This window comes from Cryobacterium sp. TMT2-10, assembly GCF_004403075.1.
Lineage (GTDB): Bacteria > Actinomycetota > Actinomycetes > Actinomycetales > Microbacteriaceae > Cryobacterium > Cryobacterium shii.
This window is the reverse complement of record NZ_SOGW01000134.1, coordinates 1-22,118: the sequence shown is the minus strand read 5'-3', so window position 1 is coordinate 22,118 and position 22,118 is coordinate 1. Positions and strand designations below refer to the sequence as shown.

The 22,118-nt window shown below is 67.9% G+C and carries 15 protein-coding genes; 7 read left to right on the top strand and 8 right to left on the bottom strand.

Translation table 11 applies throughout. From position 1 onward, the window contains the following. Positions 1-316 precede the first annotated feature (316 nt). The 4 genes from E3T37_RS16460 to rpoB form a co-directional block, all read right to left on the bottom strand. The gene (locus E3T37_RS16460; RefSeq protein WP_134368346.1) at positions 317-3,232 is read right to left on the bottom strand and encodes an EAL domain-containing protein; all 2,916 of its coding nucleotides are present in this window, start codon (positions 3,230-3,232) and stop codon (positions 317-319) included. A 97-nt stretch (positions 3,233-3,329) separates the two neighbouring features. Continuing rightward, entirely contained in the window at positions 3,330-3,986 is a 657-nt protein-coding gene (locus E3T37_RS16455; protein WP_134368345.1) for a hypothetical protein, read from the bottom strand. A 147-nt stretch (positions 3,987-4,133) separates the two neighbouring features. Beyond that, positions 4,134-8,030, bottom strand: a complete 3,897-nt coding sequence (locus E3T37_RS16450) for a DNA-directed RNA polymerase subunit beta' (RefSeq protein WP_134368344.1) — start codon at positions 8,028-8,030, stop codon at positions 4,134-4,136. Positions 8,031-8,075: 45 nt separating this feature from the next. After that, positions 8,076-11,570 carry a DNA-directed RNA polymerase subunit beta gene (gene rpoB / locus E3T37_RS16445; protein ID WP_134368343.1) on the bottom strand — a complete coding sequence of 1,165 codons (3,495 nt, stop codon included), beginning with the start codon at positions 11,568-11,570 and terminating at the stop codon, positions 8,076-8,078. Between the two features lie 329 nt (positions 11,571-11,899). On the opposite strand from rpoB, the gene E3T37_RS16440 reads away from it, so the two are divergent. From E3T37_RS16440 to E3T37_RS16425, 4 genes are all read left to right on the top strand, one after another. Next, on the top strand, positions 11,900-12,769 hold the full coding sequence (locus E3T37_RS16440; protein ID WP_134368342.1) for a spermidine synthase: 870 nt from the start codon (positions 11,900-11,902) through the stop codon (positions 12,767-12,769). Between the two features lie 383 nt (positions 12,770-13,152). Beyond that, the gene (locus tag E3T37_RS16435; RefSeq protein ID WP_241975878.1) at positions 13,153-13,737 is read left to right on the top strand and encodes a hypothetical protein; all 585 of its coding nucleotides are present in this window, start codon (positions 13,153-13,155) and stop codon (positions 13,735-13,737) included. Positions 13,738-13,965: 228 nt separating this feature from the next. Further along, positions 13,966-15,186 carry a sorbosone dehydrogenase family protein gene (locus E3T37_RS16430; RefSeq protein ID WP_241981093.1) on the top strand — a complete coding sequence of 407 codons (1,221 nt, stop codon included), beginning with the start codon at positions 13,966-13,968 and terminating at the stop codon, positions 15,184-15,186. Beyond that, positions 15,186-15,680: a SprT-like domain-containing protein gene (locus E3T37_RS16425; protein WP_134368341.1), complete on the top strand. Its 495-nt coding sequence runs from the start codon at positions 15,186-15,188 to the stop codon at positions 15,678-15,680. Before E3T37_RS16430 ends, E3T37_RS16425 begins: the two co-directional genes overlap by 1 nt. A 137-nt stretch (positions 15,681-15,817) precedes the next feature. Here E3T37_RS16425 and E3T37_RS16420 read toward each other — a convergent pair whose 3' ends face one another. From E3T37_RS16420 to E3T37_RS16405, 4 genes are all read right to left on the bottom strand, one after another. Beyond that, positions 15,818-16,120 carry a DUF427 domain-containing protein gene (locus E3T37_RS16420; protein WP_134368340.1) on the bottom strand — a complete coding sequence of 101 codons (303 nt, stop codon included), beginning with the start codon at positions 16,118-16,120 and terminating at the stop codon, positions 15,818-15,820. Positions 16,121-16,197: 77 nt separating this feature from the next. Further along, complete coding sequence (locus E3T37_RS16415) at positions 16,198-16,770, bottom strand: 2-phosphosulfolactate phosphatase (RefSeq protein WP_134368339.1); 573 nt, start codon at positions 16,768-16,770, stop codon at positions 16,198-16,200. A gap of 219 nt (positions 16,771-16,989) precedes the next feature. Then, positions 16,990-18,255, bottom strand: coding sequence for a hypothetical protein (locus E3T37_RS16410; protein ID WP_134368338.1), 1,266 nt, complete (start codon positions 18,253-18,255; stop codon positions 16,990-16,992). 505 nt (positions 18,256-18,760) lie between these two features. Next, positions 18,761-19,189: an EVE domain-containing protein gene (locus E3T37_RS16405; RefSeq protein WP_241975916.1), complete on the bottom strand. Its 429-nt coding sequence runs from the start codon at positions 19,187-19,189 to the stop codon at positions 18,761-18,763. 43 nt (positions 19,190-19,232) lie between these two features. Here E3T37_RS16405 and E3T37_RS16400 point away from each other — a divergent pair, with 43 nt between their 5' ends. The 3 genes from E3T37_RS16400 to E3T37_RS16390 form a co-directional block, all read left to right on the top strand. Beyond that, the gene (locus E3T37_RS16400; RefSeq protein ID WP_174844107.1) at positions 19,233-19,856 is read left to right on the top strand and encodes a hypothetical protein; all 624 of its coding nucleotides are present in this window, start codon (positions 19,233-19,235) and stop codon (positions 19,854-19,856) included. Next, positions 19,853-20,533 (top strand): DUF1684 domain-containing protein, encoded by a 681-nt coding sequence (locus tag E3T37_RS16395; protein WP_134368336.1) that lies wholly within the window; start codon positions 19,853-19,855, stop codon positions 20,531-20,533. The genes E3T37_RS16400 and E3T37_RS16395 overlap by 4 nt, the downstream gene beginning before the upstream one ends. A 236-nt stretch (positions 20,534-20,769) precedes the next feature. Further along, positions 20,770-22,118 (top strand): DEAD/DEAH box helicase (locus tag E3T37_RS16390; protein WP_134368335.1); only part of this gene is annotated, 1,349 nt, incomplete at its 3' end.

Sequence of the window (22,118 nt, the reverse complement as noted above, 5' to 3'; positions counted from 1 at the left end):
AGGGCGGCCGGCTTCACCGCCTGAGCCGAATTTATCAGTCGGGCCCCGCTCCGCCTGGACCCCGGACGGGGGTGCTTGTCCCCCTAAATGAGGACCGCGCCGGTACCCCTGCCCGGCAAAAACCCCCTCCTGCCCGATCCCCACCAAGACGCCTGATCTTGGACGCCTGACTCGTCCGATCAGGTTCCTGGCTGGTCTCAAGGCAGACTCGAACCCGAGAGCTCCCGTTCCGGTCGAGAGTGACCGCTACAGCGGGCACTCTCGACCGGAACGGGAACAGTCACCGGCGGGGCGGCAGGCGGGGCGGCAGCCACGGCTAGTGGACGAACTGCACCATGGGCTGCACGGAGGGAGCCGGCTTGGAGAACAGGTAGCCCTGGCCGAAGCGACAGCCCATGGCTTTCAGCAGGTCGCGCTGGTTCGTCGTCTCGATTCCCTCCGCGACGACATCCACATGCAGAGAATCCGCCAGACGCAGGATGCCCTCCACGATCGCGCGATCGTGCTGTGAGCGTTCGAGATCGCGAATGAACGTCAGGTCGATCTTCAACAGGTCCACGGTGAACGCCCGCAGGTGGGTGAACGAGGAGTAGCCGGTTCCGAAATCGTCGATGGCCAGCCGCACCCCCAGTCCGCGCAGTTCCTGGAAGGTCTTCGCGGCCGAGTCGATCGCTTCGAGCACAGCGCTCTCGGTCAGCTCCAGCCATAACTGCTCGGGCGGCAGGCCCGACTCGTCCAGCGCCCGCTTCACGACCTGGCCGAAGTCATCCTGCACGAATTGCCGGGCCGAGACGTTGACGCTGACCGCCATCCCCCGCTCCAGCGCGTTCGCCGCGCGGCAGGCCTGGCCGAGCACCTCGGTGCCGATCTGCTTGATCAGTCCGACCTCCTCCGCGATCGCAATGAAATCGCCCGGCTGGATCACACCGCGCGCGGGTCGGCGCCAGCGCGCCAGGGCCTCCGTCGCCACGACCGTGTTCTGCTGCAGGTCGACGATCGGCTGGTACCACGTCTCGATTTCGCCCAGTTCGACCGCGTCGCGCAGCGCCAGCTCAGAGTCGAGTCGCTGGTGGATGCGAGCGCGCAGGTCGTCGTCGAAGATCTCGTAGCGTGCGCGCCCTCGACCCTTCGCCAGGTACATCGCCTGGTCCGCGTTGTGCAGCAGCGTCTCGGCATCGTCCTGGCCGAGACCGAAGGCGATGCCGATGCTCGCATCGACGGATGCGGTCTGCTCGCCCACCGCGATCGGGATCGCGATGGCCCTCTGGATCGTCTCCGCGATCTTCTGCACGTCAGCGCCGCTGCCGACGTCCGGGCAGATCACCACGAACTCGTCTCCCCCGATGCGGGAGACCGTGTCGGTGGAGCGGACACTCTGCCGCAGACGGATGCCAACCTCGGTCAGCACCGCGTCGCCGGCCTGATGGCCGAGGCTGTCATTGACGAACTTGAACCGGTCCAGGTCGAGGAACAGCACCGCGACCCCCAAACCCCGGCGCGACGCCTGCAGCAGAGCCTGGTTCAGCCGGTCCAGCAGGAGCAGCCGGTTGGGCAGGTTCGTCAGCGGGTCGTGGAAGGCCAGGTGTTCCACCCGGGCTTCGGCGAGACGACGGGCCGTGATGTCCTCCAGCTGGTACAGCAGCTGCCCGGTCTCCTCGCTTTCTTGAATCTCGGCGATACTCACCTTGACCCAGGTCTCCTCGGCGTCGGCACGTCGCATCCGTCGGTCCAGACGCTGACGGGTGGACGGAGCGTTGACCGCGCCGTCGACCAGCTGCCCGGCTTCGCCGCCCTCGTCGCCGTCGCCACCGACTTCGACACCCAGGAAGATCGCCTCGATCGGCTCGTTCACGACCGGGGAGGACCGACCGGCCAGGTCGAGAAGTCGCCGGTTGGCCTCCAATACCGTGCCGTCGAGCGACACGATGGCCGTTCCCAGCGGCGAGGAGTCGAAAGCGGCCTCGAACCGTGCACTGGCCGCGGACGCGGCATTCTCTGCCATCCGCAGCGCGGTCACGTCGGTGACAGTGGCGAGGTGCCCGATCACTCCCCCCGCGTCCCGGATCGGCGCGGTACTCACCTGAACCCAGTTCACCTGCCCGGTCGGGGTGTAAAAACGCAGGCTGGTCTCGTAGGGCGCGCCCTCGCCCGCGGCGACCTGCCACTCCCGCAGCACCCGGTCAGTGTCGTCGGGGTGGATGGCCGACGCCCAGCCGTCGCTGCGTGACTGGCTCTTGGTGAGCCCGCTCAGAGCCAGCCACCGGTCGTTGGCGTCGACCAGGCCGCCCGCCGCGTTCAGTTGCACGATGCCGACCGGGGCGATCTTGATGAGTGCGTGCAGCGTGTCGGCTGTTTCCGCGAGCTGGTGCGTGCGGCTCTCGACCGTCGCCTCCAGGGTGTGGTTGGCCTCGGCCAGAGCCTGCATCGCGCCGTCACGCTGCCGGTCGAGTTCGAGCAGCCGCCGGGCCGCCACCCAGACCAGCGCGCAACTCAGCAACGTCATGCTCATGATCAGCAGGGCCACGCCGAACGCCGAGCCGAACCAGCCTTCACGCTCGGCCCACAACCGGAGCCAGCCGAGCAGGAATGGCCCGAAGACCAGGAACGGGATCACCTGGCGGAGCAGGCGCCCCGCGCTCCCGCGGTCGCGGAGGAGACCGGACAGCCCGAGAGACGGGCGCTGCAGCATGATGGATACCGACAGCACGGCCAGGGCCAGTGCCGTGGGCAGGGCCATGCTCGTCAGGCCGGCGACGGTATAGAGCGAAGACACCCCGTAGGCATACCCGAGTACCGCGACCAGGCTGACCCCGAGCGCGGCCAGCACGAGGGTGAGCATCACGGTGGTGCGCTCGAACCGGCTGGCGACGACGGATGCCCCGAGCAGCAGCAGGGACATCGCCGTCGCGGGCGCCATCCGGGCGGCCTGGCCACCGAAATCGATCCCCGGCAGGAGCACGTCAATGCCGAGGGAGGCGCCGAGAATGTACTCCGCGAGGGTGAGGCCGCCGATCAACCCGACCGCCAGGCCCAGGCCGAGAACCGCCCGCCGTCGATCGAGTGCGAGCACGGCGACGGCGAGCAAAACGAACGCCAACGCCGGCATGGGCTTCATGGTCCAGAGCCCCGCGACGGAATCGGGCACGGTGGCGACGCCCAGATACCAGCCCACGAGAACGATGAGCCCGAGGACTCCGACCGAGGCTGCACCGACCCGGCTGATTACACGCATCCGCACATTGTCCCTCTGATCCCGACACGCCGGATGTCGGTTGATGCCTTTATCTTACTGGGATCGGGGCCGGAAACGCGACGCGGGTTTGACGGCTCTACGCGCCGGCCCAGATGTTGGCGACCATGTCGTGGGTGTAACCGTCGGGACCCGCGTTCACATACCGGGTGGCCAGCCAGATGCCGTCCCGCAGGAAGTGCGACTCGCCCTGGGTGCCGCCCGCATTCACCCCTTCGACGATGCACCGCATCCCGCCGAGTTCCTCGTAACAGTTCATGCCAGCGGCGACTAGCCGAGCCTGAGCGGCCGCGCTCTGCTCGGGCGTCACCCAGACCAGGTTCGTGCTGACACCGGTGCCGGACGCGCCGGCCGCGCTCCCCCAGACGCAGGTGAGCTTGTCCGCCGACCCGTCGATCAGGGTGCCGAGTTCGGGGTCGTCCGTGCCACGGCGCAGGCCGGCGTCGGCGCCTTTCAGCCAGGCCGGGTTGAGCACGAGATCGCCGAGGGCCGCCACCATGGCGGGGCTGTACAGCTTGTCGCAGGACGACGGATGCGGCCCGGTCGTGATCGGCGCGGGCGACGCGACCGCAACCGGGGTGGGCGTGGACGTGGGTTGCGGCCGTCCGGCCGAATCCGCCGACCTGGCCTCGCCGGACAGGTAGACGATGACTCCGACCAGCGGGACGACGACCAGGACGCCGATCGCGGCCAGAAGCGCACGCCGCCGGCCGCTGCCTGTTCCGGACCCGGACATCGGACTTTCAGCATCCATGAGAGAGACCCCCGTGACTTGTGGGCTCAGCCTAGCCGGAACCGGGGACACGACAACCATGGCCGGCGGGTTAAAGCCGGATGGCCCCCTGCCGAAGCAGGGAGCCATCCGTGGAACCTGAACTAGTGGCTAGTTGTAGGTGCCGGGGGTGAAGTCATCCGACGAGAAGCTCTCGAAGTCGACGAAGCTCAGGTCACCCTCGTTGAACGCGGCATCATCGGTGAAGATGCGGTTCGGGTAACGCTCAGCCTTAGCTTCATCCGTTGCCTCGACGGTGACGTCGCGGTAACGGGGGAGGCCGGTGCCGGCCGGGATCAGCTTTCCGATGATCACGTTCTCCTTGAGGCCCATCAGCGGGTCGCTCTTGCCTTCCATGGCCGCCTGGGTCAAAACCCGGGTGGTCTCCTGGAAGGAAGCGGCCGACAGCCAGGACTCGGTTGCCAGCGAAGCCTTGGTGATACCCATGACTTCCTGACGAGCCGAGGCCGTCTTCTTGCCCTCGGTGAGCGCGGTGCGGTTGAGGTCGTTGTACTTCAACCGGTCGACGAGCTCGCCCGGGAGCAGGCCGGTGTCGCCGTGTTCGACGACGGTCACCTTGCGGAGCATCTGGCGAACGATGACCTCAATGTGCTTGTCGTGAATCGGCACGCCCTGCGAACGGTAGACATCCTGCACGCCGCCGACGATGTGCTTCTGCACGGCGCGGACACCCTTGACCCGGAGAACTTCCTTCGGGTCGACGGCGCCGATGATGATCTGCGTGCCGAGCTCGACGTGCTGGCCATCCTCCACGAGGAGGGTGGAGCGCTTGAGCACCGGGTAGGCAATCGGCTCATCGCCGTTGTCGGGGGTCAGGATCACCTTGCGGCTGCGGTCCGTGTCTTCGATGGTGATGCGACCGGCGGTGTCGACGATCGGCGACGCACCCTTGGGGGTACGAGCCTCAAACAGTTCCTGCACGCGAGGCAGACCCTGGGTGATGTCGTCGGCGGATGCCGATCCACCGGTGTGGAAGGTACGCATGGTGAGCTGCGTGCCGGGCTCACCGATGGACTGTGCGGCGATGATACCGACGGCCTCACCGATGTCGACGAGCAGCCCGGTGGCGAGTGAACGGCCGTAGCAGACCGCACAGACACCGACGGCCGACTCGCAGGTCAGCACCGAGCGCACCTTGATGTTCTCGACACCGGCCTCGACCAGCTTCTGGATCATCACGTCGCCCACGTCGGCGCCGGCTTCGGCCACAACTTCGCCCTTGGCGTTGACCGCCGGGGTGGCGAGGCTGCGAGCGTAGACCGCGTTCTCCACGTTGGGGTGACGAACGAGCTCACCCATCGGGTTGATCTCGGCGATCGGCAGCTCGAGGCCCTTGGTCGTTCCACAGTCGTCTTCACGGATGATGACATCCTGCGAGACGTCCACGAGACGACGGGTCAGGTACCCCGAGTCAGCGGTACGCAGAGCCGTGTCGGCCAGACCCTTACGAGCACCGTGAGTAGCAATGAAGTACTCGGCGACGGACAGGCCTTCGCGGTAGCTCGAGATGATCGGGCGAGGGATGATCTCACCCTTCGGGTTGTTGACCAGGCCTCGCATACCGGCGATGTTTCGCACCTGCAGCCAGTTACCACGAGCACCCGACGTCACCATGCGGTTGATGGTGTTGTCCTTCGGGAAGTTCGCCTGCATGGCCGTGGCCACGTCTTCGGTCGCCTTCGTCCAGATCTGAATGAGCTCCTGGCGACGCTCGAGGTCAGTCGTGAGACCCTTCTCGAACTGCGACTGAACCTTGGCGGCCTGCTTCTCGTAGCCGGCAACGATCTGCGGCTTGTTCGGCGGGGTCAGGATGTCGCTGAGCGCCACGGTCACACCGGAGCGGGTAGCCCAGTAGAAACCGGCGTCCTTGACGCGGTCCAGCGTCGCGGCAACCTCCACCTTCGGGTACCGCTCGGCGAGGTCGTTGACGATCGCCGAGAGGCTGCCCTTGTCGGCGACCTTTTCGAAGTACGGGTAGTCGACCGGCATGGCCTCGTTGAAGATGGCCCGGCCGAGCGTCGTGGTGACCAGGGTGACACCGACAGCTTGACCGCCCACGAGTTCGACGCCGTCAGGCTGCGTGCCCTCTTCGAAGTACTTGTCGGCCAGACGAATGCGCACCTTGGCGTTGAGGTCGAGCGACTTCTGGTCGAAAGCAAGGATCGCTTCCGCAACGGAGGAGAACGCGCGGCCCTCGCCGATGACGCCTTCCTTGAGCGTGGTCAGGTGGTGCAGACCGATGATCATGTCCTGGGTGGGCAGGGTCACCGGGCGGCCGTCTGACGGCTTGAGGATGTTGTTCGAGGCGAGCATCAGGATGCGCGCTTCGGCCTGGGCTTCCATCGACAGCGGCAGGTGGACTGCCATCTGGTCACCGTCGAAGTCGGCGTTGAACGCGGCACAGACGAGGGGGTGCAGCTGGATGGCCTTACCCTCCACGAGCTGAGGCTCGAACGCCTGGATACCCAGACGGTGCAGCGTGGGCGCACGGTTGAGCAGCACGGGGCGTTCGCGGATGATCTCCTCGAGCACGTCCCAGACCTGCGGGCGTGAACGTTCGACCATGCGCTTGGCCGCCTTGATGTTCTGAGCGTGGCTCAGGTCGATCAGGCGCTTGATCACGAACGGCTTGAACAGCTCGAGTGCCATCTGCTTGGGCAGACCACACTGGTGCAGCTTGAGCTGCGGGCCGACGACGATGACCGAACGGCCGGAGTAGTCGACGCGCTTGCCGAGCAGGTTCTGACGGAAACGACCCTGCTTGCCCTTGAGCATGTCGCTCAGGGACTTGAGGGCGCGGTTACCGGTGCCCGTGACGGGGCGACCACGACGACCGTTGTCGAACAGTGCGTCGACGGCCTCCTGCAGCATCCGCTTCTCGTTGTTCACGATGATCTCGGGGGCACCGAGGTCAAGCAGACGACGCAGGCGGTTGTTGCGGTTGATCACACGACGGTAGAGGTCGTTGAGGTCGCTCGTCGCGAAGCGGCCACCGTCGAGCTGCACCATCGGGCGCAGTTCGGGCGGGATCACGGGGACGACGTCGAGCACCATCGCGGCCGGCGAGTTGCCGGTGATGATGAACGCGTTGACCACGCGGAGGCGCTTGATCGCACGGATCTTCTTCTGGCCCTTGCCCTCGGCGATCTGCAGGTGCAGGTTCTCGCTTTCGGTGACCAGGTCGAAGGCCAGCAGGCGCTTCTTGATGGCTTCGGCGCCCATGTAGGCCTCGAAGTACATGCCGAAGCGGTCCTGCAGCTCGTGGAAGACCGAGTCCTCAGGCTTGAGGTCGCCGACCTTGAGGGTGCGGAAGTCTTCCCACACACGCTCGAGGTGAGCGATCTGCTCGTCGAGAGACTTGCGGACCTGACTCATCTCCTTCTCGGCGGCGTCCTTGGTGCGCTTCTTCTGGTCGCTCTTGGCGCCTTCGGCCTCCAGTGCGGCGAGGTCGGTCTCCAGGCGCTGCAGGCGGTCGGCGATCCGGGAATCGCGCTGGCCTTCGATGGTCTTGATCTCGAGGCGGAGCTCGTTCTCAAGGCCGGGCATGTCCTGGTGGCGGCCGTCTTCGTCAACCGTGATGACCATGTACGCGGCGAAGTAGATGACCTTTTCGAGGTCCTTCGGAGCCATGTCCAGCAGGTAGCCGAGACGCGAGGGGACACCCTTGAAATACCAGATGTGGGTGACCGGGGCGGCGAGCTCGATGTGGCCCATGCGCTCACGGCGCACCGACGACTTCGTGACCTCTACGCCACAACGCTCACAAACGATGCCTTTGAAGCGCACTCGCTTGTACTTTCCGCACGAGCATTCCCAGTCCCGTGACGGGCCGAAGATCTGCTCGCCGAACAGGCCGTCTTTTTCCGGCTTGAGCGTGCGGTAGTTGATGGTTTCGGGCTTCTTGACCTCACCGTGAGACCAGCGACGGATGTCGTCGGCGGTCGCAAGGCCAATGCGAAGCTCGTCAAATGTGGTTACGTCGAGCAATTTCTCTCCTTGGAAAGTATTCGAAGTGTTCGTCATCGGCCGGGCCTAGATGTCGTCGATCGAGGACGACTCAAACCGGGTGGAAATGTTGATGCCGAGTTCTTCCGCAGCGCGGAACACCTCGTCATCCGTGTCGCGCAGGCTGACGGCGGTTCCGTCGGAAGACAGCACCTCCACGTTCAGGCACAGCGACTGCATTTCCTTGATCAGAACCTTGAAGCTCTCCGGGATGCCGGGCTCCTGGATGTTCTCGCCCTTGACGATGGCCTCGTAGACCTTCACGCGGCCGAGGATATCGTCAGACTTGATCGTCAGGAGTTCCTGCAGTGCGTAAGCGGCTCCATATGCTTCGAGCGCCCACACCTCCATCTCACCGAAACGCTGTCCACCGAACTGCGCCTTACCACCCAGCGGCTGCTGCGTGATCATGGAGTAGGGGCCGGTGGAACGGGCGTGGATCTTGTCATCGACAAGGTGGTGGAGCTTCAGGATGTACATGTAGCCCACGGAGACCGGGTTCGGGAACGGCTCGCCGGAGCGGCCGTCGAAGAGCTGGGTCTTGCCGGTGGAGTCGATCAGGCGGTCGCCGTCACGGGTCTTGGTCGTGGAGTTCAGCAGACCCTCGATCTCGACCTCGAGCGCGCCGTCGAACACCGGGGTCGCGACCTTGGTGTTCGGGGCTGCACTGTGAGCGGCCTCGGGCAGACGGCCGGCCCACTTGGGCTTGCCTTCCACCTGCCAGCCCTGCTTGGCGATCCAGCCCAGGTGGGTTTCCAGGACCTGGCCGAAGTTCATTCGACCGGGGATGCCCAGCGGGTTGAGGATGATGTCGACCGGGGTTCCGTCGGCGAGGAACGGCATGTCCTCGATCGGCAGGATGCGGGAAATAACACCCTTGTTGCCGTGACGGCCGGCGAGCTTGTCACCCTCGGTGATCTTGCGCTTCTGAGCGATGAAGACGGCAACGCGCTGGTTGACGCCCGAGCCGAGCTCGTCGTCGCCATCCTGCGAGTCGAACACCTTGACACCGATGATGGTGCCGCGCTCACCGTGGGGAACCTTCAGCGAGGTGTCGCGAACTTCGCGGCTCTTCTCGTTGAAGATGGCGCGCAGCAGGCGCTCCTCGGCGGACAGCTCGGTCTCGCCCTTGGGCGTGACCTTGCCGACGAGGATGTCGCCGGGGCGAACCTCGGCACCGATCCGGATGATGCCGCGCTCGTCGAGGTCGGCGAGCAGGTCGGGCGACACGTTGGGCAGGTCGCGAGTGATCTCTTCCTTGCCCAGCTTGGTGTCGCGAGCGTCAACCTCGTATTCCTCGATGTGAATCGAGGAGAGTGTGTCGTCCTTGACCAGGTTCTGGCTCAGGATGATCGCGTCCTCGAAGTTGTAACCCTCCCACGGCATGAACGCGACGAGCAGGTTCTTGCCGAGCGCGAGCTCGCCGTTCTCGGTGGCGGGGCCGTCGGCGATGACTTCGCCGACTTCGATCCGCTCGCCGGCGGTGACGATCACGCGGTGGTTGTAGCTCGTGCCCTGGTTCGAGCGGGCGAACTTGCGCAGGTAGTACTCCTGCGTTCCACCCTCGTCGAGCTGGATGGTGACGACGTCGGCCGAAACCTCCATCACCACGCCGGCCTTGTCGGCGGTGAGCACGTCACCGGCGTCGATGGCCGCGAAGACCTCCATGCCGGTACCGACGAGCGGGCTCTCGCTCATCAGGAGCGGGACGGCCTGACGCTGCATGTTGGCACCCATGAGGGCGCGGTTCGCATCGTCGTGCTCGAGGAACGGGATGAGCGAGGTGGCGACGGACACCATCTGGCGAGGCGAAACATCCATGTAGCCGATGTCTTCCGCGGGGAAGAGGTCAACCTCTCCACCCTTCTTGCGGGCGAGAACACGGGCATCAGCGAAGCGCCAGTCCTTGGTGAGCGGCGCGTTCGCCTGGGCGACGATGAACTCGTCTTCTTCGCTGGCCGTCAGGTAGTCGATCTGGTCGTTGAGGACCACTCCATCGACGACGCGGCGGTACGGGGTCTCAATGAAACCGAAGGCGTTGATCCGCGCGAACGAGGCGAGCGAACCGATCAGGCCGATGTTCGGGCCTTCCGGGGTCTCAATGGGGCACATCCGGCCGTAGTGCGAGGGGTGAACGTCTCGCACCTCGACGCCGGCGCGGTCACGGGACAGACCACCCGGGCCCAGCGCGGACAGGCGACGCTTGTGCGTCAGTCCGGCGAGCGGGTTGTTCTGGTCCATGAACTGCGACAGCTGCGAGGTACCGAAGAACTCCTTGATCGCGGCGACGACGGGGCGCACGTTGATCAGGGTCTGCGGGGTGATCGCTTCGATGTCCTGCGTGGTCATGCGCTCGCGAACGACGCGCTCCATGCGGGACAGGCCGGTGCGGACCTGGTTCTGGATGAGCTCGCCGACGGCACGGATGCGACGGTTACCGAAGTGGTCGATGTCGTCGATGTCGATGCGGATGTCGGTGGGCTTGCCGTCGCGGATCCCGGCGATCGTGGTCTGGTTGTCGTGCAGCGCAACCAGGTACTTGATCGTGGCCAGGATGTCCTTGAGCGTCAGCACGGAGTCGCCGAGCGGCGCTTCGAGGCCGAGCTTGCGGTTGATCTTGTAACGACCGACCTTGGCCAGGTCGTAGCGCTTGGAGTTGAAGAAGAAGTTGTCGAGGAGCGCGCGGGCGGCCTCGGCGGCAACCTGTTCGCCCGGACGCAGCTTGCGGTAGATGTCCTTGAGGGCTTCTTCCTTGGTCAGGATGTTGTCCTTCTCAAGGGTGAGCTCGATGGACGCGAAGCCCTTGAACTCTTCGAGGATCTCTTCGCTCGTGAGGCCGAGGGCCTTGAGGAAGACAGTCACCGACTGCTTGCGCTTGCGGTCGATGCGAACGCCGACCTGGTCGCGCTTGTCGATCTCGAATTCGAGCCAGGCGCCGCGGCTCGGGATGACGCGAGCGGAGTAGATGTCCTTGTCGGACGTCTTCTCCTGCTGGCGGTCGAAGTACACGCCGGGCGAGCGGACGAGCTGCGAGACGACGACACGCTCGGTGCCGTTGATCACGAAGGTGCCCTTGGGGGTCATCAGCGGGAAGTCACCCATGAACACGGTCTGGGTCTTGATCTCACCGGTGAGGTGGTTCATGAACTCAGCGTTCACATAGAGGGGTGCGGAGTAGGTCTTACCCTTTTCCTTGCACTCGTCAATGGTGTACTTCTCCGGCTCGAGCTCCGGGTTGGTGAACGACAGCTGCATCGTTTCGCCGAGGTCCTCGATCGGGGAGATCTCTTCGAAGATCTCGTCGAGGCCGGTGCGGGTCGGCAGGTCCTGACGACCGGCCGCCTGGCCTTCAGCAATGCGCTGTTTCCATTTGTCGTTGCCAACGAGCCAATCGAAGCTCTCGGTCTGCAAAGCGAGCAGGTCCGGAACAGTCAGATTGTCGGTGATCTTCGCGAACGAAAGACGCCCAGCGGCGCGTCCGTTCTTGGGTGAATTGGTGGTTGCGTTGCGCGCAGCAGCCAAGGAAATAACCTCCGTAGACCCCGTCAGGTCTAGTCACTGTTAGAAATGAATACCGAGTACCAGTAATGAATACTGAGTACGAACTCCTCAGACCCTCTGTGTTCAAAAGTTCTGGAACGAGGTATGCGTCAAGGTGGCTTGAGCACGCAAAGCCGACCGCAATATGAAGGCATTAATTTGTCTGGGAGCGCAAAGGTCAAGTGTATGCGGCTTATACCCCTGTTGTCCACCGAATTCTTGACCGTCTGCAAATTCTCAGGTATAAGTCGGGTCCCACCGCGGGGCGACCTCCGTGCCCGCCGCGGCCGGGGAGGGCGCAAACTGGAGGGATGAGCAGGCCTGCAGCAGAGCATCCGTCGATCACCCTGAAACTGAGCGGTCACCACGCCGTGATCGAACCCGACCGGTTCACCCCGGGCAGCTTCAACCTGATCGTGGACGGCACCCCGCAGTCGAACGTGAACCTGGACAACCCCGGCGACCTGTTCTTCGAGTACGTGCAGCGGATCGGCCACGTGATCGACCTGATCGGCGACGTGGGCGAGCCGATCACGGCCGTGCACCTCGGCGCCGGCGCGCTGACGCTGCCGCGATATGTGGAGGCCACCCGCCCCGGTTCGCGGCAGCAGGTGGTGGAGCTGGAGAGCGACCTGATCGACTTCGTGCGGGCGGAGCTGCCCTGGGACAAGCGCGCGAACCTGCGGGTGCGCCACGGCGACGCGCGCGAGGTGCTGGCCAAGCTGCCGGCCGGGCTGCACGGCGCGGTCGACCTGGTCGTCGTCGACATCTTCTCCGGGGCGCGCACCCCGGCCCACGTCACCAGCCGGGAGTTCTACAAGCTGGCCGCTCCCCTGCTCAGCCCGCGCGGGGTGCTCGTCGTGAACGCCGCCGACGGGCCCGGACTGCCGTTCGCGCGCTCGCAGGCCGCGACGCTGTCGGCCGTGTTCGCCCACGTGCTCGCCCTCGCCGAGACGCAGGTGCTCAAGGGGCGCCGGTTCGGCAACATCGTCTTCGTGGCCGCCCACACGCCGATCGACACGACCTGGGTGCAGCGGCTGCTCGCCGGCGGGCCGCACCCGTCGAAGGTGGTCGAGGGCGCCGAGCTCGCGCAGTTCATGGCCACCGCCATGGTGACGACGGATGCGACGGCGACCCCGTCCCCGCTGCCCGGCCGCACGGTCTTCCAGGTCGGCAACTGAGCCGCCGCCTCGTCGCGCGTGATGAGCGTGATGGGCGTCATGGGCGTGATGGGCGTGATGGGCGTCATGGTGGCTAATTCAGGAGATCTCGCGGAGGCGGGCTTCGGGCATCCGTCTTTGCGCGGCCCTGCAACTTGTCCAACGGGTATTTCCTGAGTTAGCCACAGCTGGCGGGTGGATATCCCCTCAACGGGTGCCTGACCTAGCTCGGCAGGGGGCTCCCGGCGGCTTGGGGCTAACTCAGGAGATCCTGCGGGAGCCGACTCCGGGCATCCGTTTCTATGCGGCGCGGCGGGCTGCCGGGCCGGTATCTCCTGAGTTGGCCACAACTGGCGGGCGGATATCCCCTGAACGGGGACCGGCCTCGCCCGGCCGGGGTTAGTGTGGACGGGACCACGTTCCTCCCGCGGCAGCTGCCGCCTTCGCCTCAGGACCACACCCTGCCCATCATCACTGGCTACGACGCCGTCACCCTGCGTGAAAAAGTCGACCTCCATGCCGCCGAACTGCGCCTCGACGAGCTCGGGGCCCTGCGCAGCCAGTCCGCCCTCAACGAGAAGGTCACGCTGCTGCGGCTGATCGGCCGGCTCGACGAGGCCTGGGACATCGCCAGCACGGCCCTGCGCCAGGCCCGGTTCACCGGGTCGCGGGAAGAACTCGCGAACTGCCGCATCCGTCGTGCGCAGGTGCAGCAGTTCATGGGCAAGCTCGACGAGGCGGCCGCCGAGCTGACCCACTGCGTTCTCGAATCCGAGACGCACGAGTGGACCGCCGTGGCCGCGTCCGCCCGGGAGAACCGGGGCAAGGTCTACTTCGAACAGGGCGAACTCGAGGCGGCTATGGCCGACTTCACGGCGGCGGTGTTCCTGCAGGAGAAGGCGGGCGCCACCCCCGCACTGCTGGAGAGCGCCCTGATCGCGGTTGCCGTGGTCGAGTCGTACATCGCCGAGGGCACCGCGCGCAGCTGACTCCGGCGCCCCGCACCCGCACCCGGCACCCCGGCACCCCGAACGTAACTCCTGCAATTTGTGCGCGCCAGTTGTGCCGAAGCCGGAATCACGCGGCCCACGCCGGCACCCCGAACGGTTTTGCAGGAGTTATGCACGGGAACGGTGCCCGACCCGCAGCCGAAATCCGGGGCATGCCGGAACGTGCAGAGGACAGCACAGGACACCCGGCGCGAAACGAGGTAGGACATGAACGGGCGGATGCGTCCCGGCGGCCGAGGGCGGATGGTCGCCATCGCCGTGGGCCTGGCGCTGGTGCTCGGCGCGGTGCCGCTGCTCAGCGCCTGCACGTCAGGCGCTCCGGCGCCGACGGCGGCCAGCGAGACCCCGGCCCGACCTGATCCGTCGCAAACGGGGTCGCCTGCCGGCGGCAGCGGCGGCACCAGCGGCACCAGCGGCACCAGCGTGCCGCCGGTTCGCCCGGTCGGGGACCCCGTCGTGATCGCGTCCGGGCTCGAGGCGCCGTGGTCGATCCTGCGCCTGCCCGACGGGAGCACCCTGATCAGCGAGCGTGACACGGCGCTCGTTCGTGAGCTCCTGCCCGACGGCACCCTGCGGGACGCCGGACGGGTCGCCGATGTGCGACCGCAGGGCGAAGGCGGCCTGCTCGGCCTCGCCGCCCTGGCCGACTCGGCCGCACCGGGCGGGACCGGCTGGGTCTACGCCTACGCCACGACCGCCGACGACAACCAGATCGTGCGGATGCCGCTCCTCGGCGCCGCGGGCAGCCACACCCTCGGCGACCCGGAACCGGTGCTCCGCGGCATCCCGAAGGCCGGCAACCACAACGGCGGCCGGCTCGGATTCGGACCGGACGGCCTGCTCTACGCCACCGCCGGGGACGCCGGGAACACCGCCAACGCGCAGAACCTGAGCTCGCTCGGCGGCAAGATCCTGCGCATGACGCCGACCGGTGGCGTACCGGCCGGCAACCCGTTCGGCACCCTCGTCTACTCCTACGGTCACCGCAATCCGCAGGGCATCGCCTGGGACAGCACCGGGGCCCTCTGGGCCAGCGAGTTCGGCCAGAACACCTGGGACGAACTGAACCGCATCGTTCCCGGCGGCAACTACGGCTGGCCCACCGTCGAGGGGAAGGGCACCGGCCAGGCCAATGATTCCGGCTTCATCGACCCGGTCGAGCAGTGGCCCACCAGCGAGGCCAGCCCCAGCGGCCTGGCCGTCGTCAACGACACCCTCTTCATGGCGGCTCTCCGCGGCGAGCGCCTCTGGCGCATCGTTCCCTCCACAGGCGAGGTCGACGACTGGTTCGCAGGCAGCTTCGGGCGACTGCGTGATGTGGTGTCCGGCCCCAATGGCACACTGTGGTTCGTGAGTAATAACACGGATGGCCGCGGCACACCCTCCCCCGGCGACGACAGGCTCTACCAGGTGAGGGTGGCGCCCTGATGGCCGACCTCGACCGAGTGCGACACTGGGCCGACGCCCTCATCGCCCTGCACCTCGACCCCACCTGGTCGTTCGCGTTCGACAACGCGAAGAAGCGGGCCGGCCTCTGCAACTTCACCGCCCGGCGCATCACCGTGTCCCGGTACCTGGCCGCGCGTTACGAGGATGACGAGGTGCACCAGATCCTGCTGCACGAGGTGGCACACGCCCTCGCGGGGCCCCGCGCCGGCCACGGCCCGAAGTGGAAACTGACCGCGTTCAACCTCGGCTACGACGGCAAGCGCACGCACGACGGGGAGATCGCCGACGAGCTCGCGCCCTGGGTCGGCACCTGCCCGGCCGGGCACGTGCACTACCGCTACCGCCAGCCGACCCGCGCCTTCGCCTGTGGGCTGTGCGGGCGCGGGTTCGACCGGGCGTTCCTGATCAACTGGACCCGGCGCGAGATCACCGCGGTGGCCCGGAGACGCGCCGCGGCCGCCACCGGCAGCTGAGGTGGCCAACACCGGCAGTGCGTTGGAACCCGGGGCGGCACCGAAGGCCGCAGCCCGAGAGCCTCGAGCCGCGCGCCACCCGCCGAGCAACCGCCCGGCGCATCACGGGCGACTCTGAGACCGCTACTCAGCGACCGCTACTCGGAGACCCGGACTTCCTTCCAGAAGGCGATGTAGTTGCTGTAGTCCTGGCCGACCCGGGCGAAGGAGGCCGCCGGCGGGGCCGGGTAGCTGAACGCGCGGTCCTGAAGCAGGGTCTCGCCGTCCAGGACACTGAAGTACTGGCACTCGCCCTTCCAGGAGCAGGTGTACCGGGTCGGGCTCTTCACGAGCAGGTCCGCATTCACGCTCGTCGGCGGGAAGTACCAGGTGCCCTCGATCTTGAGCAGGTCGGACTGGGGTGCTTCGGCGACTACGACGCCGTTGAGTACTGCCTGCATGGGAGCTGCTCCTTCGATTCGAGGCGACCGTTCCGGACGGGATTCCGGACGGGATTCCGGTCGTGCTGGAGCAAACCTCAGACGGGGAAGGCGAATTCCCGCACCCGGGAGATTCCCGGCCGGCCGGCTCCGGCATCCGTCGTCGACAGGTCTGGCGCGAGCGCGGCCTGCACCTCGGCCTGGCGCCCGTCTGCGGCGAGCGCCAGGCCGGTTTCGGAGGCGGTGACGAGGTGGCGCACGGCCCGCTGGAGGCCGGAGAACGCGGCGGACGCGGCGGCCGCCTCGGGTGAGCAGTGGTCGATGCCGAGCGCGGACAGGGCGTCGATCACGGCCCCGGCGACCAGGAAGTCCTCCACCGCGAACCGGCCGCCGCCATCGGCGCGGCGCCCGCCCACGGCGATCACGGCGACGGCGAACCGGTCGCCCTTCTCGGTCTGGCGGGCGAGCACCCACTCGGCGACCCGGGAACTGGTGTCGAGGTTCGCCGTGATGACCTGGTGCGCGGCCAGCGACACCGTGGGGCCGGCCTCACCCGGTGCGGGCGGCAGGGCGTCGGCCAGCACGACCACATCCGCCGCACCGGCGAGGGCCTCGAATCCGGCCAGGCCGACGTCGAACCGAACCTGGTACTTCTGCTGGNACGACCACATCCGCCGCACCGGCGAGGGCCTCGAATCCGGCCAGGCCGACGTCGAACCGAACCTGGTACTTCTGCTGGGGCTGGGCGTTGATCACGCCACAAGGGTAGCGGGGCGCGGGGGTCCGGGGCGCGGGGGTCCGGGGGTCCGGGGGTCCGGGGCGCGGGGCGCGCGGGTCCGGGGCACAGGGGCCCGCGGCGCACGGCGCGGTTGCGCAGCGGGCAGAGCGCGCTACAGGGTGTCGAAACGGGCGAGCGCGTCGGCATCCGTCGCATGGGTCATCGCGCGGCGGGCGGTGTCCAGGGCGGCGACCGGGTCGGCCTCCGCGGTGGCCAGGCTCAACTGCCGTTCCGCCTCGGCGAGGCGGGTGCGGGCGGGCGACCCGACGCGTCCGGGGTGCGCGGCGATGAAGTCGCGGGTGACCCTGATCTGGCTGCGGGCGGCCAGGAGCGCGCCGATCAGCGCCCCGCGGGCGTTCTCCAGCCGCAACTGGCGGTTGCGGGCCTCGGAGCGGGTCACGTCCAGGCCGCCGATCGCTTCCCGCAGCCGAGCCAGGTCGGCCGCCGGATCGCTCAGGCGCGACGGATGCCGGAGCTCGCCGACCACCCGGTCGGACACCGCGATCACACGGTTGAGTTCGGTGCGCGCCTCGGTCTCCTCGTGGGTGTCCCGCAGCCGGCGCGCCTCGGCCAGCTCGGCGTCGGCATCCACGAGGGCCCGGGTCAGCGAGGCGAAGCCGATATGCAGCTGGTCCTCGCCGGTTTCGATCGCGTCGAGGAGCTTGCCGGCGCGGTAGAGACCGTGCTCGGCCTCGCGCAACTGGTCGCCCACGGGTTCGGAGGAGGCCCGGTCGAGCCGCGCGGCGGCGGCATCCGTGGCCAGCCTGGCCTCGTCCAGGGCGGCCTGCGCACGCACCACATTGCCGCTGATCGGGGCGAGGGCCGATGGGGCATAGGTCGCGCCGAGCCGTTTGAGGCTGGCCTCCCCGGCCTTGACCCGCTCGGCGACCCGGGTGAGGCGCCGGCGCAGCTGATCGAGCAGGTGGGGCGCGTCACGTTCGAGGCCGCGGCGGCTGGAGAAGTCGCGGTCCTGCTCGGTCAGTCGCTTCGTGGCCTCGTCGGCGAGCACGATGATCTGCTCGGTCCAGTGGCGGCGTTCGCTCTCGCTCTCCGGCTCGCTGTCGTCGAGTTTCTGTTGCAGGGCGAAGGCGTCGCGCACCTGCCGGCGGGAGGCGTCGTGCGCCGCGGCGAAGTCATGGGTGGCGTTCTGCCCGAACTGCGCCTCCGCGAAACCGAGTTCGTCGGCGGTGGCCTGGACCACGTCGTCCGCGCGAACCAGCGCGATGGAGGCCGCCCGCACCCGCCCGTCCGCCAGGGAGCGGTCTTCCCGGGCGTGCGTCCGGCCGCGGCGGCGGGCAAGCGCCCCCAGCAGCACCACGATCGCGCCCGCCCCGCCGAAGACGACCGCCGAAGGCACCCACCACAACTCGCCTGTCATGCTCGAAGTCTAATCAACGGATGCCGGCGCGACAGGGCGGCCTCACTGGCACTCTGCTCTGAAAATCGCCGATCCCGCCGACAATCGCCGGCGCACCGGGCCGCGTCGGCGCATCCGTGCGGCCGCACACCCGGCGGCTCCGTGCGGCCGCACACCCGGTGCCTCGTGGCCACTCGTCGCCGCTCGCGCCCACTCGCCCCCCACCCGCGCCCCACCCGCGCCGAAGTCGCCACTTCCGGTCGACTTCGACAGGTGTGTGCGGCGAACTCGACCGCAAGTGGCGAACTCGGCGAAGGTGGACCGGGACGAACTGGCGCGCGGAGTGCGAGCGAACGCGGCAGGCAGGCGCGGGACCCGGCGCATCCGTGCGGCTACACCCGGCGACCCGCGCCGAAGTCGCCACTTCCGGTCGACTTCGACAGGTGTGTGCGGCGAACTCGACCGCAAGTGGCGAACTCGGCGAAGTATGGCGCGGGTGAGTGCGGCACGAGGATAGCTGGGGCGGTTACAGGCGGCGCATCTGCCGCCGGATCACGTCGTAGTCGTGCCGGGAGAGCTGCAGCAGGCCCCGCCGCAGCCGGTAGCCCCAGTTCGGATCGTCGCGGGTGAACTCGAGCACCGAGAGCAGCGGCCGGATCGAGGTGGCGATGGCATCCGGGTCGTAGTCGACGCGGCGGCGCCACGGCCGGTAGGAGGTGGGGGCGGCGGACTCGCCCTGGTGCACGAGCCCCGGGGCGATGCGCCCGATGGCGGTGAACTCGCGGAGCCGGTCGCCGTCGAGGTCGGTTTTCGGCGAGTAGTAGACCATCCCGTCGGACTCGCCCATGTCTTCGAGCGCCGCACGCGCGCTGTGGCGGGCCTGCACGAGCCCCACCGAGACGGCGCGCAGCACGTGTTCGCGTGACGCGACGCCCAGCCAGTATCGAATTGCCACCCTCTTAGTTGTACTGCATGCCGAAGCACAACAGACTGGGGTCATGCGCGTTCTTCTGAAAGAGATTCTCGACTGTTCCCCGGATGCCGCCTGGCGCGCCCTGCGGAGCCCCGCCGTGTTCCGGGAGGTGAGCTCCCCCGTGGTGAGCGTCGAATCCCTCGAGGCGGACGGCTTCCCCACGGCCTGGGAACCGGGTGAACACCCGGTCAGCATGACAGCGCTCGGCCTGGTGCCGATGGGTGACCAGGTGATCCGCCTGGCGATGGCGACGACCCGCCCGGACGGGGTGCGCATTCTGCGCGACACCGGGCGCGGCGTGTCCGGCGCCCTGGCCGCGGTCACGCTGTGGGACCACCGGATGGCCGTGGCCCCCGACCCGGCCGGCACCGGCAAGACCCTCTTCCGCGACCAGCTGATCTTCCGCACCGGCGCCCTCACCGTCGCCAGCTGGCCGGTGTTCTGGGCCCTGTGGCAGTGGCGGATGCGCCAGCTGAAGCGCCTCGCGCCGACCTGGCAGCTCGACCTCGGCGTCGATGTGCAGCCGTCCCCCGAGCAGGCCGGGCAGGCCTCGGCCGGGCAGGCCTCGGCCGGGCAGGCCCCGGCCGGGCAGGCCCCGGCCGAGCAGGCCCCGGCCGACTCGGTCCCCGACACCGGCGTGACCCAGTGAGCACCACCCTCGGCGCCCTGCAGGTGGCCGACTGGCGCCGGAGGGTGTTCGGGCTGTACGCCGGCGTGCGCCAGATCAGCGCGCACGACCCGGCCGCCGGCCACGAGCTGTGGCGAAGCGGTCGCGACGACCTGTTCGCGGGACATCCGTCGTCGCCTCTGCTGCCCGACGACCGAGCGGTCTTCACCGGGCTGCCGGTCGCCGCGTACGACCCCGACTGGCGGTTCGAGGTGGAGGTGCACCGGGCGGAACAGCCGGTGCACATCGCCGTCGACACCGGTACGGACGGCAAGGTGCCGTTCGACCTGGTCGGCTCGGTGCGGCTGCCCTACCTGGGCGCGATCGACCTGTGGCGGCTCTCCTGCTACGGCGGCGGGCTGTTCCTGCCGTTCCGGGACGGGCTGGCCGGCAAGCCGGGTGGGACCTACGGCGGCGGCCGCTACCTTCTCGACACCGTGAAGGGGGCCGACCTCGGGGCCGGCGCCGACGACAACACCCTCATCCTCGACTTCAATTTCGCCTACAACCCGTCCTGCGCGTACGACCCGATGTGGGCCTGTCCCCTGCCCCAGGCCGGCAATATCGTGACCGCTGAGGTGCCCGTCGGGGAGCTCTCCCCGGGTGAGGAACGCCACCCGGCGCAGCTGCACAGCCGGGCGTTCGACCCGGAGGCTTGACAGCATCCGCTAGACTGAAGGCTTGCGAGTGCGTAGTTGCGCTCGCTGCGTCGTAGAACGCCCTCTTCTTATTGCGGCCACCCACTCGTGGGCCGGCCGGATTTTTCGAATGAAACCTTCTTACGGCGAACGGATGTGCCCATCGGCACCTTCGCCATGTGAATCCTCTTTGGTCTCCGAGTTACCGCCCTTGCGGAACGGATACCGGGGGAATCTGATGCCCGAAAGGCACCACTTTGTCTGAAATTTCGTCCTTTAGCGCGCTTGGCGTGCCGGCCCCTCTCGTCTCCGTCCTGACGAGTCAGGGTATCGACAGCCCCTTCCCGATCCAGATCGACACCCTGCCCGACACCCTCAACGGTCGCGACGTTCTCGGCCGCGGCAAGACCGGCTCGGGCAAGACGCTCGCGTTCGCGCTGCCCATGGTGTCGCGCCTTGGCGGCAAGCTCGCCGGCGGCAAGCGCCGCCCCGGTCGTCCGCTGGGCCTGATCCTCGCCCCGACCCGCGAGCTGGCCACGCAGATCACCAACGCACTCACCCCGCTGGCCGAGGCCTACGGCCTCAACACGACCACCATCTTCGGCGGCGTCTCGCAGGGCCGCCAGGTCTCCGCGCTCAAGGCGGGCGTCGACATCGTCGTGGCCTGCCCCGGCCGCCTCGAAGACCTGATGAAGCAGGGCTTTATCAGCCTGGACGCCGTCGAGATCACCGTGCTCGACGAGGCCGACCACATGGCCGACCTGGGCTTCCTGCCCGTCGTCACGCGCATCATGGACAAGACGCCCAGCAGCGGCCAGCGCCTGCTGTTCTCGGCCACGCTCGACAACGGCGTGGACAAGATCGTGCGCCGCTTCCTGCACAACGAGGTCATGCACTCGGTCGACGAGGCCAACAGCCACGTCTCCGCGATGACCCACCACGTGTTCGAGATCGACGGCGTCGAATCGAAGAAGGCGCTCGTCGAGAAGCTGGCCAGCGGTTCCGGCCGCCGGATCCTCTTCATGCGCACCAAGCACCAGGCCAAGAAGCTCGCCAAGTCGCTCACCGACGCCGGGATCCCCTCCGTCGACCTGCACGGCAACCTCTCGCAGGTGGCTCGTGACCGCAACCTCGCGGCGTTCAGCGCCGGCGACGTGAAGGTGCTCGTCGCCACGGATGTCGCGGCCCGCGGCGTGCACGTCGACGACATCGAACTCGTCATCCACGTCGACCCGCCGGCCGAGCACAAGGCGTACCTGCACCGCTCGGGCCGCACCGCCCGCGCCGGCAGCGCCGGTGACGTTGTGACCCTGGTCCTCCCCGAGCAGCGTCGCGACACCGACGCACTCCTCCGCAAGGCCGCCATCAAGGTGTCCCCGCAGCGCGTGACCGCGAGCTCCCCGGCCGTGGACGCCCTCGTCGGCGACGTCGCCGCCTACGTCAAGCCGGTCCCCCGCGTCGAGCAGCCGCAGGGCCAGTCCCAGGGCGGCCGTTCGCAGGGCGCCAACGCCCAGCGCAAGCGCGTCAACCGCGACGAGCGTGACGGCGGCGGACGCGGCGGCCAGGGCAACGGCCGTGGCGGACGCGGCGGCGATGCCGCGCCGGC